Origin of the sequence: Parasphingopyxis sp. CP4 (genome assembly GCF_013378055.1) — a bacterium.
Lineage (GTDB): Bacteria > Pseudomonadota > Alphaproteobacteria > Sphingomonadales > Sphingomonadaceae > Parasphingopyxis.
Map to the genome: position 1 here is coordinate 1,817,175 of NZ_CP051130.1, position 22,608 is coordinate 1,839,782.

At 56.6% G+C, this 22,608-nt stretch carries 23 protein-coding genes and 1 tRNA gene; 16 read left to right on the forward strand and 8 right to left on the reverse strand.

Features of this window, described 5'->3' with window-relative positions; all coding sequences use genetic code 11:
- Nucleotides 1–178 precede the first annotated feature (178 nt).
- The 3 genes from HFP51_RS08765 to HFP51_RS08775 all read left to right on the forward strand — a co-directional run bounded on the left by HFP51_RS08765 (nt 179) and on the right by HFP51_RS08775 (nt 1,816).
- Complete coding sequence (locus HFP51_RS08765; RefSeq protein WP_176875370.1) at nt 179–919, forward strand: hypothetical protein; 741 nt, start codon at nt 179–181, stop codon at nt 917–919.
- A gap of 98 nt (nt 920–1,017) precedes the next feature.
- A complete protein-coding gene (locus HFP51_RS08770) occupies nt 1,018–1,254 on the forward strand; it encodes a hypothetical protein (RefSeq protein ID WP_176873726.1) in 237 nt (78 codons plus the stop codon).
- 46 nt (nt 1,255–1,300) lie between these two features.
- The gene (locus HFP51_RS08775) at nt 1,301–1,816 is read left to right on the forward strand and encodes a TIGR02281 family clan AA aspartic protease (RefSeq protein ID WP_176875371.1); all 516 of its coding nucleotides are present in this window, start codon (nt 1,301–1,303) and stop codon (nt 1,814–1,816) included.
- Here HFP51_RS08775 and HFP51_RS08780 read toward each other — a convergent pair.
- On the reverse strand, nt 1,813–2,931 hold the full coding sequence (locus HFP51_RS08780; RefSeq protein WP_255454616.1) for a cell wall hydrolase: 1,119 nt from the start codon (nt 2,929–2,931) through the stop codon (nt 1,813–1,815). The two genes, HFP51_RS08775 and HFP51_RS08780, sit on opposite strands and share 4 nt — an antisense overlap.
- Nucleotides 2,932–3,072: 141 nt before the next feature.
- A complete protein-coding gene (locus tag HFP51_RS08785; protein WP_176875372.1) occupies nt 3,073–3,975 on the reverse strand; it encodes a peptidylprolyl isomerase in 903 nt (300 codons plus the stop codon).
- 104 nt (nt 3,976–4,079) lie between these two features.
- On the opposite strand from HFP51_RS08785, the gene HFP51_RS08790 reads away from it, so the two are divergent.
- Nucleotides 4,080–4,170 (forward strand) — tRNA-Ser (locus HFP51_RS08790).
- 122 nt (nt 4,171–4,292) lie between these two features.
- Nucleotides 4,293–5,483: an acyl-CoA dehydrogenase family protein gene (locus HFP51_RS08795; RefSeq protein ID WP_176875373.1), complete on the forward strand. Its 1,191-nt coding sequence runs from the start codon at nt 4,293–4,295 to the stop codon at nt 5,481–5,483.
- Between the two features lie 32 nt (nt 5,484–5,515).
- On the opposite strand, the gene HFP51_RS08800 is transcribed toward HFP51_RS08795, so the two are convergent.
- Genes HFP51_RS08800 through HFP51_RS08820 form a run of 5 tightly spaced genes read right to left on the reverse strand, consistent with a single transcriptional unit; the run spans nt 5,516 to nt 10,268 of the window.
- Entirely contained in the window at nt 5,516–6,442 is a 927-nt protein-coding gene (locus HFP51_RS08800; protein ID WP_176875374.1) for a glycosyltransferase, read from the reverse strand.
- A complete protein-coding gene (locus HFP51_RS08805; RefSeq protein WP_176875375.1) occupies nt 6,439–7,431 on the reverse strand; it encodes a sulfotransferase in 993 nt (330 codons plus the stop codon). The genes HFP51_RS08800 and HFP51_RS08805 overlap by 4 nt, the downstream gene beginning before the upstream one ends.
- A 1-nt stretch (nt 7,432) precedes the next feature.
- Entirely contained in the window at nt 7,433–8,431 is a 999-nt protein-coding gene (locus HFP51_RS08810; protein WP_176875376.1) for a DegT/DnrJ/EryC1/StrS family aminotransferase, read from the reverse strand.
- Nucleotides 8,428–9,570 (reverse strand): sulfotransferase, encoded by a 1,143-nt coding sequence (locus HFP51_RS08815; RefSeq protein WP_370462910.1) that lies wholly within the window; start codon nt 9,568–9,570, stop codon nt 8,428–8,430. Before HFP51_RS08815 ends, HFP51_RS08810 begins: the two co-directional genes overlap by 4 nt.
- Entirely contained in the window at nt 9,549–10,268 is a 720-nt protein-coding gene (locus HFP51_RS08820) for a WbqC family protein (RefSeq protein WP_176875378.1), read from the reverse strand. The genes HFP51_RS08815 and HFP51_RS08820 overlap by 22 nt, the downstream gene beginning before the upstream one ends.
- A gap of 194 nt (nt 10,269–10,462) precedes the next feature.
- Between HFP51_RS08820 and HFP51_RS08825 the strand changes: the two genes are divergently transcribed.
- The 7 genes from HFP51_RS08825 (at nt 10,463) to HFP51_RS08855 (ending at nt 18,580) form a co-directional block, all read left to right on the forward strand.
- On the forward strand, nt 10,463–11,974 hold the full coding sequence (locus tag HFP51_RS08825) for a hypothetical protein (RefSeq protein ID WP_176875379.1): 1,512 nt from the start codon (nt 10,463–10,465) through the stop codon (nt 11,972–11,974).
- A 39-nt stretch (nt 11,975–12,013) separates the two neighbouring features.
- The gene (rffA, locus tag HFP51_RS08830) at nt 12,014–13,192 is read left to right on the forward strand and encodes a dTDP-4-amino-4,6-dideoxygalactose transaminase (protein ID WP_218135290.1); all 1,179 of its coding nucleotides are present in this window, start codon (nt 12,014–12,016) and stop codon (nt 13,190–13,192) included.
- A gap of 76 nt (nt 13,193–13,268) precedes the next feature.
- Complete coding sequence (locus HFP51_RS08835; RefSeq protein WP_176875380.1) at nt 13,269–14,213, forward strand: hypothetical protein; 945 nt, start codon at nt 13,269–13,271, stop codon at nt 14,211–14,213.
- The gene (locus tag HFP51_RS08840) at nt 14,200–14,994 is read left to right on the forward strand and encodes a WbqC family protein (protein ID WP_176875381.1); all 795 of its coding nucleotides are present in this window, start codon (nt 14,200–14,202) and stop codon (nt 14,992–14,994) included. Before HFP51_RS08835 ends, HFP51_RS08840 begins: the two co-directional genes overlap by 14 nt.
- 521 nt (nt 14,995–15,515) lie before the next feature.
- Nucleotides 15,516–16,562, forward strand: coding sequence for a hypothetical protein (locus HFP51_RS08845; protein ID WP_176875382.1), 1,047 nt, complete (start codon nt 15,516–15,518; stop codon nt 16,560–16,562).
- Nucleotides 16,563–16,715: 153 nt separating this feature from the next.
- The gene (locus HFP51_RS08850) at nt 16,716–17,624 is read left to right on the forward strand and encodes a rhamnan synthesis F family protein (protein WP_176875383.1); all 909 of its coding nucleotides are present in this window, start codon (nt 16,716–16,718) and stop codon (nt 17,622–17,624) included.
- Entirely contained in the window at nt 17,624–18,580 is a 957-nt protein-coding gene (locus HFP51_RS08855) for a sulfotransferase family protein (RefSeq protein ID WP_176875384.1), read from the forward strand. Before HFP51_RS08850 ends, HFP51_RS08855 begins: the two co-directional genes overlap by 1 nt.
- 46 nt (nt 18,581–18,626) lie before the next feature.
- On the opposite strand, the gene HFP51_RS08860 is transcribed toward HFP51_RS08855, so the two are convergent.
- A complete protein-coding gene (locus HFP51_RS08860; protein ID WP_176875385.1) occupies nt 18,627–19,259 on the reverse strand; it encodes a TetR/AcrR family transcriptional regulator in 633 nt (210 codons plus the stop codon).
- Between the two features lie 134 nt (nt 19,260–19,393).
- Between HFP51_RS08860 and HFP51_RS08865 the strand changes: the two genes are divergently transcribed.
- The 4 genes from HFP51_RS08865 (at nt 19,394) to HFP51_RS08880 (ending at nt 22,601) form a co-directional block, all read left to right on the forward strand.
- Nucleotides 19,394–20,038, forward strand: coding sequence for a 2-hydroxychromene-2-carboxylate isomerase (locus tag HFP51_RS08865; RefSeq protein ID WP_176875386.1), 645 nt, complete (start codon nt 19,394–19,396; stop codon nt 20,036–20,038).
- Between the two features lie 11 nt (nt 20,039–20,049).
- A complete protein-coding gene (locus HFP51_RS08870; RefSeq protein ID WP_176875387.1) occupies nt 20,050–20,844 on the forward strand; it encodes an SDR family oxidoreductase in 795 nt (264 codons plus the stop codon).
- 50 nt (nt 20,845–20,894) lie between these two features.
- A complete protein-coding gene (locus tag HFP51_RS08875) occupies nt 20,895–21,971 on the forward strand; it encodes a glutathione S-transferase family protein (RefSeq protein ID WP_176875388.1) in 1,077 nt (358 codons plus the stop codon).
- A gap of 120 nt (nt 21,972–22,091) precedes the next feature.
- Nucleotides 22,092–22,601, forward strand: coding sequence for a VOC family protein (locus HFP51_RS08880; protein ID WP_176875389.1), 510 nt, complete (start codon nt 22,092–22,094; stop codon nt 22,599–22,601).
- Nucleotides 22,602–22,608: the final 7 nt, after the last annotated feature.

Below are 22,608 nucleotides of genomic sequence, written 5' to 3' on the forward strand. Positions count from 1 at the left end.
TTTCGTTGGGGAACCCTCTCCTGCGCCCGTCCCGTTCCGGCACAGGATGAAACCAGCCGGTTCACAACCGGTTCAAGCATGGCGCATTAGATAGTGTGGCTATGGGTTGCCCGAAAGAAGAGTGGGGGTGCCCGAAAGGACGGGGGGTCGCCCGAAAGGACGGGCGCAAGGGGTAGTTATGGATTTTACACGGATCAGAAATGTCGCCCTGTTGGCGATCGCGGCAACCGGCCTGTCGGCCTGCACCATCTATGATGGCTATGGCACGGGCTATTATGGCGATCGCTATGCCGGAGACCTCTATCCGGCCGAATGCTATGACAAGGACGGGTATCTGTACCCGGATTGTGAAGATGCCGGCTATGTCGCCCGCAATGGCTATGGCTATGGCAATATCTTCTACAACAACCGTTATGGCCCTTATGGCTGGTATGACGGCTTCTATTATCCCGGCCATTCCTTTTACATCTATGATCGGCTCGGCAACCGCCATCGCTGGGGCGATCGCCATCGCCGCCATTGGGAAGATCGACGCGCTCGGCGCCATGCCCGGGGAGACCGGCGACGTGATCGCCGACGGGCCGAGCGGCGTGAGGATCGACGCGAAGCGCGGCGTGACGGCCGCCGGGCAGATCGACGCGCGGAACGGCGCGGCGATCGAAACGGAACGAGAAACGGCTATCGGGGGCCCTATCCGCCGGTCGTGACCGAAACCCGCCAGAATCGTCAGCGGACGGCGCCTGCCCAAGGCCAACGCCGCCAGGCACGACAAAATCGTCAGGGAGCCGCGCCGGCGCAACGCCAGGCTCGCCCAGCACGTCAGGCGCGCCAGCGGAGCGCGCCGCCGCAGCGGCAGAATCGTCGGACGCGTCAAACCCAGCGGATGCGGGAAGGTGCTCGCAATGAGGACCCGCAATAAGATGAACAGAAACTGGTGACTCCGGTCACAGTCAATTCATCGCATTTCATCGATACTCAGCCTCGTTCCAACACATGGAACCCTGGAGGAGAAAATCGATGTGTCACGACCAGAAAGTCTTTGACCCGGCCCGGATGGGATTTCGCATCGTCTATCGGGCGAATGAAACCAACCATTGCCCAGGCTGTGGCCGTTCGCACTGGATGGTCGGTCGCTTGACCGCCGAATGCGCCTATTGCGCAACTGCCCTTCCCCTTGAAACGGGGCGGATGATCGGCACCGGCCTGTTCCGCAGCCGCGGAAAAACCGATGGATTAGCGCCGCTTGCAGCCTGAATAGCGCAGCAAGAGCTGCTTAACCTCCTCGCGCTATGATGGCGCCATGGAGAAGTTTGTATCGATAGCAGCACTGGTGATGCTCGCTTACGCCATTTTCGGCGCTGAGCGCGAACCTGCTGGCGAACCGGTCGAACTCGCCTCAGCGACAATCGCGCCACAGCAGGAGCGCATGGTCGAACGCGCCGGCAATGGTTCGGTCGATTTTGTCGCACAGCGCGCGCCTGATGGTCATTTCTACGCTGATGTTCGCGTCAATGGATCAACCAGCCGGATGATGATCGATACCGGCGCGAGCAGCGTTGTGCTTACCCGCGAAGATGCGCAGCGGGCGGGTATCCAGGCGCGGCGTGGCGAGTTTACGGCTACCGCGCAAACCGCTGGCGGAGAAATCGCGCTCAAAAGTGTGACGATTGACCGTATGGCCCTGGGCAGCGTCGATAGCCGCAATGTGCCGGCCATGGTCGCGGAAAATGATCTCCCGATATCCTTGCTCGGCCAGTCATTCCTGGAACGCGTCGGTACGGTCGAGATTAGCGGCGACGAAATGCGGCTGCGCTAGCTGCCAATCCATTGTCCACTGTTGCGATGTTCGGGACGGACCTGTGAATCCGGCAAGGCATTTTCGATGACCTGGCTGGTCGGCAGATTGTTGCTGACCGCATCTACCTCTGCCTCGGCCAGTTCACCACGCAGCTGCGGCGCGGGTGGAAGATTATCCTCCACCAGATCCTCGATCAGCAGTTCTCCCTCACCGTCCGCTTGCTGCTCCTCGGCATTGGGCCGCCAGGGCCGCGGCGCGGGCTCCCGGCCCGAATAGCGAACCGAAAAGGCACCTGGTGAACTCGCCGTGCCGCGGAGACGGTGAAACAGGTGGCGACCGATCATGTTCGTCATGGTCAGGCTGCGCCCCCAATAGGGCCAGACATCGAGCGTATGATAATGGGTCGCATAGCCGACCTCGCCAAAGGAACGCCCGGCAATCGCTTCGCGCGCATAACGCTGGGATCGCGCCCAGACGCTGGGCACCGGACGCCGCGCCAGCGCTCCATCGCAGGTGAAAGTGAACTGGCAGCCGGTGCTCCGCTCGCTGCCTTCATAGACGACGCCGCAGATCGTATTGGCATAGCCGGGATGGCGGACCCGGTTGAGCACGACCTGCGCCACCGCGCGTTGCCCGGCCTCGGGTTCGTTGCCGGCTTCGTAGTAGATGGCCTGCGTCATGCATTGGAGCGCGCGTTCGCGATCGGCGCTGCTCGCTTGCGGAAAGGCAATCCCGCGTGGTCGCGGCCCGTCATATCCGGATTGCGCAGCCAGTTCGGCCTCGATCGCGGCGCGGACTGCTGCTTCCTCAGCGGGCGTCAGCGTGAGCGGCAATTGTGAGCCATCCTCCGCTTCGCCAACCAGTTCCGAAAAAGGCCGCGCTTCGGGCAGCGCAACCGTCACCCCGCGCTCAGGCACCGCAAGGCTCGCGGCGCTCAGCGTCAACAGGCCAATCATGCCGATAAAGGCAGCGGCGATCGTGTACGGGGATTTGCCTCTGGTGCGCGGTTGGTCTGGTGCCATCCGCTCAAGAACAAAATCTTCGCTGATGCGAGTTTCTGCATCGTCTACCGGATGGAGATCGCGCGCCGTGGATGGGCGCAGCAATGCATGCTCCGCCCAGCTCCCCTGCATCCAACGGGGCAATACTGTTTCGCCAGCCGCCACTTAATCGCCCTTTTCATCCGAAAATCCGCAGATTGCGGGCTAGGCGAAATAGAGACAAAAGTAACAATAATAGATGGTTAACCGCGGCGTTTCGCGCCGGAAAGATGCTTAACCGCCACGCACGCGCCGGATCGGCAGGTTAACATTGCACACATCCACCGCGCGGGCGGGCCGGACGAACCAGCCGGTGCGATTGGCGCGCGCATCGACATAGGCGCGAAATGCGTCGCTATTGGTGCGCATCACCTCGAAACGCGGTTGCTCTGCTTCCGGCAAGGCGCTCGCGAGCGCTATCGATGCGATCGGCACACGCTGGCTCTCTTCCTCGTAGAAACCCAACGGCCCGGTTCCGCGCGGTAAGCTCGACAATGCGCCGATACCTTCCACGATCCGGCCAACGAGCGAAATATTGCGATCAAGATGGCGCGGCGCATGGCCGATGACTGTATAAAGCTCCGCCCCATTGCCGGTGTCCGGATCATTGCCCCGGCCAACACCGACCATGCCGTAGCAATGGACCAGCGTGCCACTGCGCTGGCCATCTTCGCGCGGGCTATGGCCAACCGGCCAGCCGCCAAGATAGCCGGAATATTGCTCGTAATTTCCATCCTGCACGTTCGTAAACGCGGCGAGATAAGTATCGCCCATGGCAAAATCATATTCCGCCGGCGGCTCCGTCTCGATCCCGATCGGTACGGCTTTGCTTTGCGTCGCATCGCCCCATTGGACGACATAATTATCCTGCACGCGATTGATGGTGATCCCGTCATACCAGCCTTCGCGCGCAAGGCGCCGGATATTGGCGACATGGATCGGCGCAAAGCTGGCCGCGAGCTCGATAAAGACTTCCGATCCGTCACCCAGCGTCATCACGAGGAGATTATCGGCAGCAATCGGTCGCCAGTCCTCGTCCGCGGTCGCGGCGACGATTTCACCCGGGGTTGCCGGGGGCTCGCTGGCCTGGGCGGCAAGAAGGAGTGGTGCGGCGGCAAGAAGGAGAAGCTGTTTCATGCCCCTCTTCTGCCACGCCTCTCAACATGATGCCAGAAAATGAGGCAAAGTGGCCTTGCGCCGGGGCCGCCGCCGCTCTAGGTGCAACCGCTTGCCGGGCAAGCGGAGCGGTGGCCGAGTGGTCGAAGGCGCACGCCTGGAAAGTGTGTATAGGGTAACCCCCTATCGTGGGTTCGAATCCCACCCGCTCCGCCAGCCAGTCCGAGCACCCATCTCCTCTCACATCATAATCCGGTGCTTTTCCGTCCGAGAGACCCACTGGCACATCGTCCCGACATTTTGTAACGCTAGGATCACACTGACAGGAGCCTAATCGGTTGAACCTTGATCAAACCGCTGCGCTGGACGCGTTCCAAAACGAAGTTCGTTCCTATTTCGAGCGGGATTATCCGCAGGATATTTTGGAGAAGGTGGCGACCGGCGCCAGCCTCACGACTGCAGAAGTGCGCCGCGCGGAAATGGCGCTCGGCGAAAAGGGTTGGCTGGCGAGCGCATGGCCGGCTGAATATGGCGGCCCTGGCTGGTCGATCGAAGAACAATATGTCTTCGATGAAGAATTGGAGCGCGCCGGAGCCCCAACCGTAACGCCCATGGGTGTCGTCTATGTCGGCCCGCTCATCTACTCCTTCGGAACTGACGAACAAAAGGCGCAATGGTTGCCGGGCATCCGAGACGGATCGGTTGGTTGGGCGCAGGGCTATAGCGAACCGGAAGCGGGTTCTGATCTCGCATCATTGCAGTTTTCGGCGGTTCGCGATGGCGATGACTATGTCCTCAACGGCACCAAAATCTGGACGTCCGCCGCTCAACATGCGGACTGGATTTTCCTGCTGGTGCGCACGTCCCGGGAAGAGAAAAAACAACAGGGGATCAGTTTCGTCTGCTGCAAGATTGATCAGCCCGGTGTGACGATAAAACCGATCATCACCATCGATGGCAAATATGTGCTGAGCCAGTGCGAATTTGTCGACGTCCGGGTGCCGGTTACCAATCGGATTGGCGATGAGGGCAAGGGCTGGACCTACTCGCAATATCTGCTCGGCAATGAACGGACTTCCTATGCGCGGATCGGCGGCAAGCGCAAACAGCTTGCGAGCATCCGCGCGATCGCATCGAATATCCCCACTGGGGGTAACCAGCGCCTCATCGACGATCCCTTGTTTGCGCAGCGGTTGAGCCAGGCGGAAATCCATGTCGATGCCCTGGAAATCACGACTTTGCGCGTCCTTGTGTCGGTCCGCGACGGCGGAGCGCCGGGCAACGAGGCATCAACGCTGAAGATCATGGCGACTGAAGCTGCGCAGGAAATCACGACGTTGTTCCTGGAAGCGGCCGCCGATCATGGTATCCGAAAATTTGAGGACAGCGTCAGCCCGGAATGGACGGGCGATGCGAGTTTCGCGGCACCGGCCGTAGCGACATATTTCGGCACCCGCGCGCAAAGCATCTATGGCGGCACCAACGAAATCCAACGCAACATTATCGCAAAACGGGTACTCGGGCTTTAGCTGCCACTCGGTTTGCTGCGGTCCGACTATCGTTATTCATTCAGCGTTTCGCGCACCACATATGCCGGCTTTCCAGAACTGATCGCCATTATGCGAATGAGATATTCGCCGGTCGTGCCAACCGCCATCATATTCGCACCGCCGACAAACAGGATCAGCGCGGATAACCAGCCGCCGTCAAATCCCGGATCGCGCCCCAGGATCATAAAGCTGAGAAGGCCGATCGCCAGCATCAGCCCGAGCGCCACCAGGCTACCGCCAAGCCAGACAAAACAGCGTAACAGGAATCCCGAATTTCCGAACAACAGGCTTGAGAACTGAACCCATCGCGCACGAAAAGTATAGCGAGATCGCGGATAGGCGGATTCCTGCAGCTCCGTCTCTACGGCAACAACATCGGTGGTTATTTCGCGAATGAGTGCCGGGATAAACGGCTTATTGGTGGAAATTTTCAGCATGCCATCGACGATCGGTCGGCGGATAACCTTCAGCGCAGAAAGGGAAACGCTGTAGCCCAGCGAATGGGTGTCGAAGAATCGTTTGATTCTGCTTGTGATTTCGCGTGCGCCGCCGCTGTGATGCCGTGTGTGCGTGGCTGTTACCATGTCATGGTCGCGATGCACGACCAGTTTGGGAATGTCTTCCGGAAGCTGCTGGAGATCGTCATCGATCGTCACGACCCAATCCCCGCTGCTATGGGCCAGGCCGCAAAGCACCGCACCCGGCTTCCCGAAATTCCGGGTTAGCCGCACGACACAAACATTAGGCGAGGCGGCAAGTTCAGGCAGAAGTGCGAGCGTGACCGGGCTGGTCGATCCGTCGTCAACCAGTATGATTTCGTGGCTGGTATTCAAGACCTGATCGAAGACAATCGCCAAACGCTCTACCAGATCGCGGAGCTGCGGACCGCTTTGATAAACCGGTACGACAATGCTGTATTCCGGATTGGGAGCCGTCACAGCGATTTTGCTCGACCAATGACACGATCAATCAACTGTTGGCGATTTGATCGAATAGCGGCCTGTTCCTTCGATGTTGGCGTCGATGCGCTCCCGCGCGACAGCGATGGCCGAAGTTCGGCGATCTCCGCGTCGCTGATATCTGGTCCAACCGCCGCAGTTTCTCGTTGATAGCCAAATTTATCCATCAATGCTCCGCAGCATAGTTCGATGTACCGAACATCGTCCGTCGACAGAACTGCTCGATATTTGCCGGAATTCGTCGCGAGCACCGGCTTGGACAGATTGCGCCATGCTGGCACTCTTTCCGCGTTGCGTTTGACGCGCTCGCTGGAATGAAATCTGAGCATGGCAGAATCATAGCTGAGGCCGACAAGCTTGCACAGCTTCGCCATGACGTGCTGGGGGTTGGAGATAAGGTCCTCGTACCGCCAAGAGGCTTTGCGTGTATCGTCGGTTTCCTCGAAAACACGGATCGTTTCTTGCTGATCGCGCAGCCATGTCTCGGTCGCCTCTTCGACACCGCCTTTGGCTTCGGCTGTACGCACCCAACTGGCCGCCACATCTCGAGGATCGCGGACCTGATGAACAAATTTTGCATCTGGCCAATTGGCATTGAGGAAATCCGCGATGGAATAGCTGTAATTTTCCTTCACAAAAGCAATATGTTGACTGGATGAACATTCCGCTCGGTACAGATATTCCAGAGCCGCGGCGACGGATCGTTCGGGGCACTGGTCGCGTAGGAGGTCGGCGCTAAACTTAGACTCCCATTCGCCAATCATATAGGCGGTCGCGTCCGCCAGGTCGGCCACAAATGCGTCCCAGTTTCGGTCCTGCTCAATCGGCGTGTAACTGGCCTCATTGAGTCCAAATAAGCGGAACAAGTGAGAGGGTGGCGGACCGCACATATTGGGGTGCGCGCCGGCCATTGACGTGATCAAATTGCTGCCAGATCGCTCACTGCAAAAGAGAAACACGAAATTCATGTCAGGCGGGCTCCTTGGGAATTCCGATATGAGCGACAATGTCGGCAGTGCGCTCCGCCTGCGATAGCGTGAAGTGATGATCGTTGAACAGGTTGATAACGGACTGATGAAGGAGGTCGGCTTCCGGTGCCGGCGGTGCGCCCCAAAGCCTGGTCACCGGATAATAATGATCTGAGGCAAAGAGCCCAGCGTCAAATATCGCGCGGAGCACGGCTTTGGGATTGGCAACACGGATAGAAAATCGCCAAGCCAGGGAATCCTCCGGCAATGTACCAAACGCTGTAAGGCGACTGCGATAACACAGATTAAGCGTGTCCTTATGGGCGAAAACGCCGGGAGCCGCGTCGTCGATCCGTGCGCGAATGTCGGTCCATTCGGGTCCCGCGCCGCCCGAAACCCAACGATGTGCGCTGCCGCCGCCGGGTGCGACATAGATTGCCGTTCCGTGATCCATGGCAGCCTGATACTCTTTGACAACAGCCTCAAAAGCGCTTGCCGATAGAGACTTGGATGGTGCGCTATAGGTCAGGTGAGGCGCAACAACGCCATAACCACCGCCGCCAATGTCAATAACCTTGGCATATCCGGTACTAAAGATGGCGGCGTCTGCACCCAACAAGTCTAGCGCACCAAGATCAGTTTCCGGTGCGCCCAGGCAGCGATCGTCGATCAATATTCCCCTGGGCGCAAGAGCGGCCCGCAGCGCACCCAGATCATCGCTTGCCGGGCCAGAGATTCCATAGCTGCGGACATAGATTATTCCCGACACGCTAGGCTGAGACCGGTCGGCGATCCGATCGGCCACAAGCTGCGTATCGAGGCAGAGCGTCTCGGGATTGATATCGACAAACTCGAACTCCGCCTCTGCTTCCGCCAGGGCAAGGGGGATTGCCGGGCACACATTAGCCGGGACTAGCCAGCGGCCCGGAGGGGCGTTGCGAACCAATCCATAGATCAGCGTCGATGCCCGTGGTGCGGTGATAATGCAGATTTCGGTCACACCCCGAGGGCCCGGCGCAATGCAGCAAGATTGCTATTGTAGATGAAGAGGGAGGATTGCGAGGCTTCGGTCGTCGATTGCAGCATCTTCAATCTCGTCAATTCCTCCTCCCTACGGCGATCATCGAAGTTGAAATAGGAAAGTTCGGGCCGGCTGGTCCCCGATTCAAGCAAGACGGAATTCGCGATGATGTCCTGCGATCCTGCCAATGTGGTTTCGTTGGCATAGCTCAACGCCGCCATTTCCGAGACACAGAGCGCCTCGATCAATTGGCGCTGATCACCGGAAAGCTCTGTTTTGTGCCTTCCCGACAATTGGTTTGAGATTCCAGTGACAGGACCTTGCGAGGAATTTCCGGTCCAGCCGCGGAGCAGATCGTCGATCGATGAATTTTTCGGTACTTCTGTCCCGATCCAAGCGGCGATCGATGTCATCATCCCGTCAGGGTCGGCGACAAGGTCCTCATAGCGCAGTATAAAAACACGATCATCTGCGGCATATTCGTGGAGATAGGCGACTGACTTTCGCCAGTGGCGCACAATCCATAGAAGCGGCCGAGGGTCTCCGGTGAAAGGCAATGATGCCGGACTCATCAGCGATGCTGCTACGTCGCGGGGGTCGCGCACAATGAGTATCGCGCGATAATCCGCAGCGAGCAGATGCGGCAGGAAGGCTTCGGCGATCGCTTCCTTCCATGTAAAATATCGGCAATCTGCTGCCGTGTGGAAGTGGAGATAATGGCGTACAAACTGGGCCAGATTTCCTCCTGGCCAGTCATCAAGTGCCGCCATGGGATCGGAGGGTTTGAATTTCTGGCCAGAATAACCCTTCATTTCGTTGAGCGCCTGACCAGCCTGTTCTCGCGAAATCTGGTGGTCTTGGACGAACCTCTCAAATTGAGCATGATTGAAGGCGTGACCGAACTGTTCATCCGTAATCGGATAGTCGAGGCGATCGTCGGCAATACCGGCGAATGACAGAAAATCGCGCATAGCCTGGACAAGAAGCAGTGGCAGAGGCTGAGAGAAGGCCGTTGTCTCACTTACACCGCCCGTCAATCTGCAGAGCAGGGTTGTACCCGATCGAGCCATGCCGGTTATGAATATTCCGCTGGCCATTAGTCGGTTCGGGGAAACCATTTGGGCTTTGGCGACGAGAGAAGGATATCCCGGGATTTCGGACCGCAATTCATGAGTAAGTCAATGATCGACATATGACTTTCAAACCCCTCGAAATGCTGCCGGTAAACCGGGTGCTGGTAATCCTGGTAGGCGATCTCGATCTGATGGTCGTGCATGAATTCGATGTCCATATAGGATTGCGCCGCCGGTCCCGTGTAGACGCGACCGGCCCCGCGTGCACGGCACAGTTCGACGATCCGCTCCAGCCGGGAATTCGATGATCGCGCAACAGCAGATGACAGAGTGATTGGCGGGTTAATTCCAAGAAAATCTGCAAAGGCTCGGACCAATGGGATGGTCAGATCCACGAGCCGCTTGGGTCGCTCCCCATATGCGGCCTCTATCATCCCGTAGAACTCGCCGAAATACAGTGTCGGCGCGTAGTTACGACGAATTGCCCGCAGCTGATGCCGGGGCCATTGATGATCATAGTTGATCTCTACCGCGCCCAGATGTTTTTTGAGCGATGCCCGGCGCACTGGAACAGTAACCCACATCCAGCCATCAATCGTGCGGATCCGATTGCGGTTTCGCCAGTCATTTTTGGTATATTGAACGTCATCGAGAAACATGAACTCATCGGCCAGTGCCATCTGTTCAAAATAGCCGAGCCAGGGAAGATAGACCGGTTGCATGATTGCTATAGTCTTCATCATTCCCCTGTTCCGGGGAAATCGCCGCGGTTAAGCCCGCCATCTCAATCCTCGGCTTGATGAAGAATACTCCATACCCACGCTCTGCTTGTCAACGACGACCCGCTCCGTATGACTATCCCAGTCGCGACTGAACAATCGCTTCCGGCAAGAGACGGAGGCTAGCTGATGGTGAGATTCGCAAAGGGGGCCACAGAATGGAAGCGTTCGCACTGGCGCTGGTCATCACTGCGATAGCGCATCTGCTCCAGTACAGGACCGGTCTGAACCTCGGCGATGAGGGGTTTCTTTGGAACGGCATATCCCGGATATCCCAAGGGAAAATCCCGGTCCGCGACTATAAATCATATGATCCTGGCCGCTATTATTGGTGCTGGATATGGATGCAGCTGCTTGGCCGGGGATTGCTGGGTGTCCGCCATTCAGCTGCGATTTTCCAGTTTTTCGGATTGTGGGCGGCGCTCTGGGTTTTGCAGTCGGTAACCACCAATCTGTTGCTACTCGCTCTCGCCGGAATTGTTTTAGTGTCATGGGTATTGCCCCGACACAAAGTGTTCGAACATGCGATCGCGTTATTTACAATTGCGGCCGCGCTGATTGTAATTCGTGACCCGTCTTTCTGGTCCATATTGTTTGCCGGCTGTCTGGTAGGACTTGCTGGTTTTTTCGGTCGCAATCACGGCACCTATGCTGTCGCTGGCATGGTTTCCGTGTTTGGATGGATGACGATCAGCGGAGATTTCATGCCGAGCTGGCCGTTGGTGGCGGCTTTCGGCGGCGGGATCATCATCGGCTATTCACCGATGCTGCTCATGTGGGTCTTTATTCCCGGCATGGCCAAACGGTATCTGAACGACAAAATATTGGTCTTTATCCGGCGCGGCGGCATTGACCTGACCCTAGCTGCACCATTTCCGTGGCGGACAGATTATCGGGACTTGTCTGTCGCGGACAAGATCACCCAGTTTCTGATTGGTTGTCATTTCATTGCGGTGCCGGCCTTCTATCTATGGGCGCTCGCCTGGATCTTCTTGTATCCGTCAGCACCAGACAATGACTTATTGGTTGCCGCCACCCTCGTTGGTCTATTCTACACGCATCACATGGTGAGCCGGTCGGACCTTCCGCACCTGTGCCAATGCATGCAGCCGTTTCTGATCGGCCTGTTCGCAGCCATATATGGGTTCGCACCAACCAGCCTCAGTGTTGTGGTCGCGGCCCTGCTGATCGCCATCGCCTATCTGACAACCCGACAGTTCAACATGGCGATAGTACGCCTCGAACAGCCGGAAAAATTTGTCCCAATCGAGGTGGGCGGAGACATTGTCCGCGTTCAAAAGGGGATTGCCGGCAACATATCGCGTATCATTGAGGTGCAAGCAGAAAGATTTCAGCCTGAAGATGGCATCTTCGTCGCTCCAATGGCAGCGATGATGTATCCCATCCTCGATCTGCAAACCCCAGTGCGCAGCGATTTCATGCATTTTCCAGAAGGTGACGCCATACAGGAATCCGTGATCGCTGATCTAGAGGACCAAGCGGTTACCTGGGCGCTGATCCAAGATCATGCGCTGGACGGGCGCGATGAACTGCGCTTCCGCAACACACATCGGCTTGTTTGGCGCTATCTCTGCGACCGGTTCGAGATTGTCGAAGTGCCGGGCCTCGGTCGAAATTGGCAGTTGATGAAGAGAATTGGGACTGGTTAGACTATTTATCTTCGGCAAGTGTGCAACTGGGGGAATGTAATGGACGTTGAAGCGCAAGGTCAGCGAGCAGGGTCGATGCGTCAGTTGTCACGCATTCCCTTCAATCGCCCCTGCGTCATTGGTACGGAATCCGCATTCGTATCCGAAGCGATCGATACACAGAAGCTGGGGGCGGGCGGAAGTTTTTCCAAAGCATCTGAAGCCTGGCTCACAGAGCATTTTAATGCCCCGCTGGCGTTGCCAACCGGTTCCTGCACTGCCGCCCTCGAAATGGCGGCGATGCTCCTTGATCTTGAGCCGGGAGATGAGTTCATAACACCCTCATTCGGCTACCCAACCACTGCGAGCAGCTTTGCGCGAACCGGTGCTACGCCCGTATTTGTAGATATTGATCCGGTGACGATGAATGTTGATCCGGACTGCGTTGAAGCCGCAATCACCCCGGCGACCAAGGCGATCGTGCCAATTCATTATGGTGGAACACCGTGCGACATGGATCGCCTGGCGGCACTCGCCGCCGATCGCAATATCGCGTTGGTCGAAGATGCCGCCAATGGTTTTGGTTCAGAATATCGTGGTAAGAAATGCGGTACGACCGGCACCTTCGGATGCCTGAGTTTCCATGAGACCAAAGTTATTCATTGCGGCAAGGGCGGAGCATTGGTGATCAATGATCCCACCTATGTTGATCGGGCTGAGGTCATCCTTGAAAAGGGAACCGACCAACGCAGGTTCGTCCGCAATCAGGTCGACAAATATAGCTGGCGCGACATCGGTTCCTCATACGCACTCGACAATCTCAGAGCGGCATTCCTGTTCGGCCAGCTTCAGGAATCGGATAACATTCTCGCGGACAGACGTGACGTTTGGCAAAGCTATCATCGCCTGCTCACACCGCTCGCAAATCGCGAGTTGATCGAGCTCATGACCCCTCCCGAAAATGGTCGCAACAATGGTCAAATTTTTTGGATAAAGGCACGCGACAGAGAGAAACGAGACGGGCTGATTGCCCACCTCGCATCACACGGTATCCAGGCAGTTTTTCACTATGTACCGTTAGATTCATCCAATGCCGGAGAACGGCTGGGCCGCGTATCAGGGGCGTTGGATCACACCTATTCCGAGGCGGATCGGTTGCTTCGACTCCCGATATTCTATGGCTTATGTGACGTTGAGATCGTGGTCGGCGAGATCGGGAAGTTCTACGATCGAGCCTAACAGCGAACAAACGGCATTGGAGACATCTCAAATGGATGGCGAGCAAATTGATACAATCTTGAGGGATTTCGACATTATGGCGAAATCGACGCCGAGAGAGATCAGGCAGCTCGATCTCTCCACCGAAAACAAGCACGCACTGTTAATGGAATGGTATCGCCGTCGTCAGACGGAACCCTTTTGGAGCGAGACCCTTAACAAGGATTCGCGTCGGGTTTGGGAAGCGGCCAATCCTAACTTGGAGACGGCCGAACTCAGAATTGTCGATGATCTCGCACGCGACGGTATCGCTCTTTCGTCGCTTGAAGAATTGTTCCCGGGCCAGGGCGCACTAGCCCGTATCCAAGCGTTCGCGGCCAGCCAACGGGAAGCCTATGACAATGCGCCAACGGAAAGCGGTTTTGAGAAAGCGGCGTTTATCCGCTTTCTGTTCGGCGGAGGTGGCACCAAACCGGAGATCGACCTTAGTGAACCCGGAATCGCGGAATTTCTGTCGGATCCTGTCCTGAACATTGGCGGAGCACATTTGGGCTCAGCCGCCAAATTCGTTCGCTTTTCACTGCAATCCAATTTCAGACAAGCTCCCGATGCCGAGCGTAAGGCCTCCCAATGCTGGCACCGGGATCCCGATGACCGCCGAATTTTCAAGATGTTCATCTATGTCAACGGGGTCAAAGAGCCGTCTGACGGACCATTTCAATATGTGCGTGGCAGCCACGATCGCGGCACACGCAAATCTTTGTTTCCCCAAACCCCGCCATTCGGCTTTTATCCAGGCGATGAAGAAGTCGGGAATGCTGTGTCTGAGGATGAGATAATAACCGTGACCGGGAAAGCGGGAACCGTCATCTTTGCAGACACAAATGCGATCCATCGCGGCGGTTTCAGCACCAGAAATGAACGCACCATGTTTGCCGCAGTATATGTTTCGAAGGCTTCAACCTTTGGCCGACGCTATGTCGTGGCTGATAATGTTGATCGATCCGAATTACCCCGACTGAAGCGCTTTGCGGTCTCGTGAAAATTGCCTGCACATTGACGACGAATCGGGCAAAACTGAAGATACGCGTGCGCCAGGAGGCAGGCATCCACCTATGTCCTTAGGCGCACAGTTCATCGCCATTCAGCAACCCGTGTACATGCCGTGGCTGGGGTATTTCAAGCAAATCGCACGGGCCGATCACTTTTTCTTGTTGGACGATGTCCAGTACACCAAGCAGGATTGGCGAAACCGCAACCGGGTGAAAACGGCGAATGGCTCTGTCTGGTTGACGGTTCCCGTCAAGCGCTCACCATTGTCGACCCTGATCAATGAAATTGAGGTCGACGAGCGACAAAATTGGCGGCGGCGTCACCTGCTGACGATCGAACAAAGCTATGGCAAATGCCCGCACTTCGCTCCGTTCTTTTCCGATTTCTCCGAAGTGTTGAACAGATCGTCGACAAAACTCGTTGATATCAATTACGGCATTATCAAGCTGATCTGCCGATTCTTGGAGATAGACACACCAATAAGGTTCACGTCCGAGCTGCCCGACTTACCGGACGAGCCAAATGACCGGCTTATCGAAATTTGCCAGTTGCAGGGTGCAGGAACGCTATACCAGGGGCCGGCTGGTCAATCCTATATGGATTTGGAGCGGTTCGCACAGCGGGGGATCACTGTCCTCTTCCAGGACTATGATCATCCAGTCTATCAGCAGGCGCATGGTGATTTCTTATCGCATCAATCTGCAATCGACCTGATCATGAATACGGGACCCCAGGCCCCTGGAATATTGCGCGCATCGTCCAATTTCTAGCGGGATTTGCCGCGCGGTCAGCATGAGGCAATGTGACCCAGGTCAGTTTGTCGCGCAGCGCGTCCCAATGGCCCTGCAATTCAGAATCTTTCGACAGCTTGTGGACGGACTGCAGGGATATCCGTAGCAATATCCACCTCGATCAATGTCTTGATTGAGCGACTTGGGGGACGTGAATGCAATCGGGGTTGGATTTCAAGGAGCTGCGGAAATCGCGATCAGCGGTGATCCTCCATCACAGTCTCCAAGATATCAATTTGCGGGAGCTGCCGATTTCGGAGCTCGTCAGGTTGCGAGCGCTATTTGCCAAGCTGATTTCAGCTCAGAATATTCGCAACATTCCGGACACTGTAATCGAGACATATACGCAGCTATTGTCCGCCAGACCGCTTGAATTGGCTCCTCTCGAAACAGATCCGTATGATGTTCGCCATGTAACGATCTTGTTCCAACATCCAGGCGGCGGGGCCCATGCTGATGCCATCGCCATTTTCGCCAGCTTTCTCGCCTGGATGCCAAGCGTGGATCGAATCGATCTTGTGATAACCGCAGAGCTTCGTCCTGGATTTTGGAATTCCTCCAACGAACGGCAACACCACGCTCCAATTTCTGCGGCGTTGGAATCCGCGCTGGACGGTTTTGCGTCGTCGACGGCCCATCATGAATCCATGGATCGCAAAATTCATATCACCGTCGCACCGGAGGCCGACATACTCCGTACCCTAATCGGGCAACTGGTGATTCGCTACGAAGGCACTGTGCCTACCCATCAATGCCGGTTCTGCAGCAAAGCCATGTTTGAACAACGGCCTATTCTGGCAACCGTTGGCACCGCGGCTGTTTCCAGGGTTCCGGACACGGACCTGTTGATTACCCCGGCAAATCGCGATCACCATGATCGCGAAATGCATTTTTTGCGTCCCTTGGCCAAATTTCCAATCGTGCCCGAGCGCATGGTGTTCGTCCCGCCAGACGATGGCACCAAATTGCTGCTCACGGGCTATGCAAATGACAAACTGGAAAGAGGATTGCTCGCCTTGGGCGCCGATGACTGGGATGCCTTGTCAGATCTCTTTGCGACGTACCCCGAATTTCGATGGCACCTGATTGGGGCCCAAGACATTGATGCCGTCTGGTCGGCTTTGGCACCCGGATTTCGCAAGACGTTCGCGGACCGGATCACCGTGAGCGGGATGGTTGAACTTGAAGATATTTTCGAAGGAGCGTTCGCCTTCTTTGCTTTGCCAGGGGTCGGCGGAAGCGGCACAACCGCAAAGCTCGCGATACGCAGCAATGTTCCTGTACTCGTATGCCGTAATGGGGACAGGGACATGTCCAATATGTTCCCCACGCCACCAGCACATCGGGAATTCGTTGTAATTGTGCAGCTATTGGCTGTCTGGGCAGATGATATCGATAAACGCACCGCCTTTCTCGCCGATCAAATCGACAATATAAATGGACGCACGGACCTCGAGGCGAAGGCCAGGGAGATGCAAAATGTGTTTCGGCGCACGGTCGATATCTTCCTGGCTCGAAAGCGCGAGAAGGAAGTGGCTGATGGGTAGGTTGTCTGCGCGCTACGCTGATTGGCGGGATAATAGCCTGCCCCGCACATGGTGCATCATTTCAATTCTGGGCAGTTACTCTTAATAGGCAGATTGCAGCTTTGACTGTGTCGTGTCCGCTATGCTGGCTTTGGCGAAATTGGAAAGGGTTCAATGCAGTCTTCAAATCCCGATCCGTCTGCTCCCCAACGCTTCAGGATTACCGGTTTTAAAGCTGATCAAGAGGACATGCTGATTTCCAAGCTCCGAGAGAGCGGGATGGTGATGGAAAGTCCGCTTCGCCAGCATCCTTCACTTGCGGGCAATGTGCGTCCGAATTCCAAAATCCTTGTCCATTTTCATATTTATTATGAAGATCTTGTCGATGAGCTGATCGAATGCCTGTGCTCGATCCCTATGCAATTTGATCTCGTCGTCACGATTGTCGATGATCGGTTAAACGAAACGGTCAAATCAGCACTGGCAAAGCGGTCGACGCAGGTTGATTCAGTGACTGTCCTGCGAGTGCCGAACCAGGGGCGCGACATTCTTCCCTTCATCACAGTACTCAGACGAGCCGGGCCTGACTACGACATTGTCTGCCATGCTCATTCCAAGAAAAGCATCCATGCGGCACGGCTGAAAGGTTGGCGCAGCGATCTGCTGGGAAAGCTTTTCGCAACCCCTGACGCCGTCGCCGGCATCCTCCATATGCTCAACTCCGATGGTGATATCGGGCTTGTATTTCCGGAATATTTCCCACCGATCGTCCGGCATATCCATTGGGGCCAGAACGGCGAGATGGCAGCGGCGGCTGCGCGGCGCATGGGATTTGAAGTGTGCGAAGAGTCTCTTATTCCCTTTCCCGCAGGATCGATGTTCTGGGCCCGCCGCGACGCCTTATTACCTTTGATCAATTCCGATATCGGACCCGGTGATTTCCCCGAGGAGCAAGGTCAGCAAGATCGGACGCTCGCACACGCTTTGGAACGCCTTGTCGGTGAAATTGCATCCCATGCAGGATATGCAGCCCAGCTGATTGGGTTCGCGGGTGCCGATGGAGCAAACGCGAGAGAAATCTGATGCCGACCAAAGATCTTATCCTCGTGATTGGCATGCACCGAACGGGTAGCAGCATCATTACATGCGGCGTGCAGGCCCTGGGCATCGACCTGGGTGACAATCTGATGCCGCCCGCCGAGAACAACAACAGCAAGGGATTTTTCGAAGATCTCGATCTCAACGCAATCAACGAAGCATTACTCGGCGAGATTGGTGCGAAATGGCACCATCTGAGTTGGATCGACGAGACCGCATTGCGGACTGGCGAACAGTTTGCCGATCTTAGGACCAAGGCTGCAATCCTCCTCACCTCAAAGTTTGAGAATTGCCAATCATTTGCCTTCAAGGACCCGCGGACGGCAGTTTTCCTGCCTTTTTGGTTGCAGGTCTGTGATCAGATTGCGGCAGAACCGCATTTCATTATTGGGGTGCGCAACCCGCTGGAATGTGCGCAATCGCTACATAATCGCGATGGATTTCATCTGGTTCGTGGCGTACTCCTATGGGCGAAGCACATGATAGACGCGATCCGCTGGACCCAAGATCATCACCAGCTCTGCGTCGGATATCAGCAAATGCTGTCTTCGCCAGAAACCGAACTGCAACGCATCGCCGACTGGCTTGACCTGTCCCCCGACCCTGGTCGGCCGAGCGCCATCGACGAGTATCGCGATGATTTTCTGGACCAGCGGTTACGGCGACATGATTCAAGCGCAGCAGAGTTGGCGCGTTCGATAATGGTTCCACCATTTGTTGCCGAATTGTACCAGCAACTTGTGGTGTTGGCGGCAACCGCATCCGACGATCGTGAGATTGAAATCGATTGGCAGTCATTGGATTGCCAGTTGCAAAGGATTCGCCCCCTGTTTGATATCGCCATGCTTTTTGAACGTAAGAACCCTCCACCGTTTGACTTTGATGGCCTGCTCAAAATGGCCAAAGCCCTGCAATCATCGGTGCAACGCGACGATCGCTGATCGGTCCGCTTGCACGGCAGGAATGCACAACCATCGATGCGACATGTTATTGCTGACGCTGCTCCAGCGCCGCTTCGAAATCGTGCCTGGCCGAAGCCTTCAGGCGGGGTAGAAGAATGGAGAGATGCTGCCGTATTCCGCGCGTCTGATCGGCCCAGCTGATCTGGGTCAGGCCTTCAAGCTCGCGCAGATAATCGATCCAGAAGCGGCTGACGATCCACAGCGATCGGCCGAGCGTTTCCAGGTCCTCGCCTTGGCCCCGCAAGAACAGATCCGCGTCGCGGATCCGACTGAGCAGTGCGACCAGCCCCTGGAAATCGGTATTGAGCTCTGAATCCGGGCGCTGCCCGATTGGCGAATCCGAATAGTGGATCCGATCGCGCATGAGGAAGCGGAAGCGCCAGGTCAGTTCTATCCCGAAGGTCACATGATCGATATAATCTTCAGCCAGTGAACCACGCTTTTGGTTCGCGCGATGCTCCCGCATTATCGCCAATATGTCATCCTCCAGCGCCAGCGCGAGATCGCGCTTGGTCGGAAAATGATAGGTGAGATTGCCTTGGGAAATCCCCAGCGATGCAGCGATTTCCGTCACCGATGTTGCCGCATAGCCCTTCGCGTTGAACAGATTGCGGCTGGCGTCCAAGATCCGGTCAGCAGTGGCAGAACGTTGCTTCATCCAATCCCTTCTTTCACCTGTCATGCGAGCCCAATCACATAACGGGATTGCAAATTAGGATATAATACCTATTTTTAGGTTTGGCTACCTAATAAATCGATTCGGGTAGATACCAGACAGTGAGAGGAAACACGATGTCCGAAACAATCGATGTCTTCTGGTCGTTCAGAAGCCCTTATTCCTATCTCGTCACGCCCGACTTGTTGAAGCTGCGCGCTGACTATGACGTGGCGGTCGTCCTGCGACCGGTATTGCCGATTGCCTTGCGCGCCAAACAGTCGATCTTTGACGCGTCGGACAAGAAGCGGCCACAATATATCGTGATGGACTCGATGCGCCGCGCCCAGTTTCTGGGCCTGCCCTTCACCTGGCCGCAACCCGATCCGGTGGTCCAGGATATGGCAACCTTCGAAGTGCCGGAGGAGCAGCCTTATATCTGGCGGCTCTCATCGCTCGGCGTGGAAGCGGAACGGCGTGGGCGCGGCATCGATTTCGCCTATCATGTGTCGACATTGATCTGGGGCGGTACGCGGGGCTGGGATCAGGGCGAATTGCTCGCTGAGGCAACCGCAGACGCCGGCCTCGATCTCGCCGATCTCGAAGCCGCGATCGCGGGTTATGATGTTCGCGCCGAGATTGAGCGCAATCATGAGATGCTCGAGGCAGCCCATCATTGGGGCGTGCCGACCATGGCGTTCAAGGGCGAACCTTTTTTCGGTCAGGACCGGATCGACACTTTGCGCTGGCGGCTCGACCAGGCCGGCTTGCAGAAGAACTAGGAGAGTTTGAGATGGACCTGCAGATCAAGGGGAAGAAGGCGATCATGGCCGGCGGCAGTGCTGGCATGGGTCGTGCGACCGCCGAGCGACTGGCCGAGGCTGGCGCAGAATTGGTGATCACCGCGCGCGGCGAAGAGCGGCTTAACAAGGCAGCGGAGGAGATTGCCCAGAAATATGCTGTGTCGGTGACCCCTGTCGTGGCGGATTCCTCCAAGCAATCCGGCCGCGAAGCCCTGTTCGCCGCCTGCCCCGACCCGGACATCCTGGCAATCACGATCAAACCGCCTGACCCCAATGGCGATTTCCTGAAAGTCTCGGCAGAGATGTGGCGCGATTCCGTTGAAACCGCGCTGATCGGGCCGATTGAGATCATGCGCAACTATATCCCGGTGATGAAGGACAAGGGCTGGGGCCGGATCGTCAATATCGCGACCTTCTCGGCCAAGAATCCGATGATCTGGCGGCTGATGTCGGGCCCGGCCCGCTCTGCCCTGCTCAACTATACGGCCAGCGTCTCCCGCGAAGTCGCGCCCCATGGCGTGATCATGAACAACCTGCTGCCCGGCATGTTTGCGACCGAAGGCGCGTCGGAAATCATGGGTGCCTATGCCGAAGCCTTTGGCCTGGAACCGAAGCCCGAAATCGTAGGAGCGCATTTCCGGGACCATAATCACATACCGGCCGGCTTTATGGGCAATGCCGACGATCTGGCGCCGATGGCAGCGTTCCTGTGCAGCGAATTGTCACGCTTCATCGTCGGCCAGAATATCGTGATCGATGGCGGCCAGCACAGTTCGATTTTTTAGGCGGTCCCCAAGGTCTGAAACAAAGGCCGGCCCCAACGCGTGAGGATATTATGAAAGTCTATGGATCGCGAATTTCCTATTACACCGGAAAGCTTGAAGCCTATCTGCGCTACAAGGGCATCGATTATACGCCCCTGCCCACCCCCTATGCGCAAGCGGAGATGCTCAAGGAAAAAGTCGGCGCGGTGCAGATGCCGATCGTCGATGATGACGGCACATGGATGTCGGACACCACCCCGATCATCGAACATCTTGAAGGTGAACATCCAGAAAATCACGTTATTCCAGATGATCCGGTTGTCGCGTTCATCGCCTATCTGATCGAGGATTATGGCGATGAATGGCTGTGGCGTTCCGCCATGTATTATCGCTGGTGGTACAGCTATGATCGGATGCTCGCATCCAGCACGCTTACCGATGAAGTGGCCCGGCATCTCAAGGCGCCGCGATGGATGAAGCGGCGCATGATCGTGCGGCGTCAGGTGCGGCATTATGTCGATCGCGATGGCGTTACAGACGCCACCCGTGGGCATATTGAGCAGACCTATCACAATGCTCTCGCGGCGATGACGGCGATGCTCGACAACCGCCCCTTCCTGCTTGGAAATGCGCCATCACTCGCGGACTATGGCATGATGGGGCCGATGTTCCGCCATTATGGCCAGGACCCGACGCCGCAGGAGATCATGCGCAACACCGCGCCGTTGGTGTTTGAATGGGTCGCCCGGATGTGGCGGGCCCAGCGGCCCGAACAGCCGCAATTTTGCTCCGAAGTACCGAGCGATGCTGCGCCGCTACTCAAGGAGATATGCGAAACCCATCTCGTCCAGCTGATTGCCAATGCCGATGCCTTTGCTGCGGGCGCCGATCGCTTCGATATGACCGTGCAAGGCTGCGACTATAAGGACATTGCCGTGTCCCGCTATCGCGTCTGGTGCCTTGAGGAATTGCGCCGACGGTTCGCAGCATTGTCGGCCGACCATAAGGCGAAAGTGAAGGCGCTGCTTCCGTTTGAACAGGCGAAGATACTCTGGGCTGACAAGATTGCCGCCGTGTCTGATTATAATCGCGACAACCACCTGCCTTTCGGACCGGCGATCAATGTTTTCAAGGACGGGTTGCCCTAGGCGAATTGCGCCGCGCTGCTCGGCTATTCAGGCATTCGTTCGAAGGCACGCAGGAATGACTCATTGAAGGTGCCCGAGGGTCTGATACGGTTGATCCCTGATAGACACGGGAGAGCAAAAATGAGCGATGATCGCCGGTTCAGCTGGGGCCATATCAATATCAATGTGCGCAATCTCGAACAGTCTATCGCCTTTTATCGCAAGCTTGGCTTCGAGCTCTTCATTCCGGGCGTGCCCTATGTCGGGCTGAGCACCGATGAAACCGCACAGCCCATCCCGGGCGGTGCGGCCGAAGCCCTTGGGGTTGAAGGCAATACCCATGGCCGGGCCTGTATCATGCAGCTCGACGAAGGCTTTCCGAAGATCGACCTCACAGAGCTTGCCGATCAGGATCAGGCGGAGCCGTTAGCGAACAAAGACCTTGGCCTGGTGCGTATCTGCCTGGTGACGGAGGATCTGGCAGGCGAAGTGGAACGGCTGACCGCCGAGGGGGTCGAATTTATCTCCGCGCCCAAGGAGGGCCATATGAAGCTTGCGGACTTAGCCGTGTGCAAGGATCCGGACGGGACGCTCATCGAATTGCTGCAAGTCTATCTGGAACGCTGGGCACCGCTGCTTGAGGGCAATTAATCAGACG

Bases quoted from the DNA above. Each gene is read 5' to 3' on its own strand.
- HFP51_RS08765 (WP_176875370.1), top strand. From the start codon at position 179: ATGGATTTTACACGGATCAGAAATGTCGCCCTGTTGGCGATCGCGGCA.
- HFP51_RS08770 (WP_176873726.1), top strand. From the start codon at position 1,018: ATGTGTCACGACCAGAAAGTCTTTGACCCGGCCCGGATGGGATTTCGC.
- HFP51_RS08775 (WP_176875371.1), top strand. From the start codon at position 1,301: ATGGAGAAGTTTGTATCGATAGCAGCACTGGTGATGCTCGCTTACGCC.
- HFP51_RS08780 (WP_255454616.1), bottom strand. From the start codon at position 2,931: ATGCAGGGGAGCTGGGCGGAGCATGCATTGCTGCGCCCATCCACGGCG.
- HFP51_RS08785 (WP_176875372.1), bottom strand. From the start codon at position 3,975: ATGAAACAGCTTCTCCTTCTTGCCGCCGCACCACTCCTTCTTGCCGCC.
- HFP51_RS08805 (WP_176875375.1), bottom strand. From the start codon at position 7,431: ATGAATTTCGTGTTTCTCTTTTGCAGTGAGCGATCTGGCAGCAATTTG.
- HFP51_RS08815 (WP_370462910.1), bottom strand. From the start codon at position 9,570: ATGGTTTCCCCGAACCGACTAATGGCCAGCGGAATATTCATAACCGGC.
- HFP51_RS08820 (WP_176875378.1), bottom strand. From the start codon at position 10,268: ATGATGAAGACTATAGCAATCATGCAACCGGTCTATCTTCCCTGGCTC.
- HFP51_RS08825 (WP_176875379.1), top strand. From the start codon at position 10,463: ATGGAAGCGTTCGCACTGGCGCTGGTCATCACTGCGATAGCGCATCTG.
- rffA (WP_218135290.1), top strand. From the start codon at position 12,014: ATGGACGTTGAAGCGCAAGGTCAGCGAGCAGGGTCGATGCGTCAGTTG.
- HFP51_RS08835 (WP_176875380.1), top strand. From the start codon at position 13,269: ATGGCGAAATCGACGCCGAGAGAGATCAGGCAGCTCGATCTCTCCACC.
- HFP51_RS08850 (WP_176875383.1), top strand. From the start codon at position 16,716: ATGCAGTCTTCAAATCCCGATCCGTCTGCTCCCCAACGCTTCAGGATT.
- HFP51_RS08855 (WP_176875384.1), top strand. From the start codon at position 17,624: ATGCCGACCAAAGATCTTATCCTCGTGATTGGCATGCACCGAACGGGT.
- HFP51_RS08860 (WP_176875385.1), bottom strand. From the start codon at position 19,259: ATGAAGCAACGTTCTGCCACTGCTGACCGGATCTTGGACGCCAGCCGC.
- HFP51_RS08865 (WP_176875386.1), top strand. From the start codon at position 19,394: ATGTCCGAAACAATCGATGTCTTCTGGTCGTTCAGAAGCCCTTATTCC.
- HFP51_RS08870 (WP_176875387.1), top strand. From the start codon at position 20,050: ATGGACCTGCAGATCAAGGGGAAGAAGGCGATCATGGCCGGCGGCAGT.
- HFP51_RS08875 (WP_176875388.1), top strand. From the start codon at position 20,895: ATGAAAGTCTATGGATCGCGAATTTCCTATTACACCGGAAAGCTTGAA.
- HFP51_RS08880 (WP_176875389.1), top strand. From the start codon at position 22,092: ATGAGCGATGATCGCCGGTTCAGCTGGGGCCATATCAATATCAATGTG.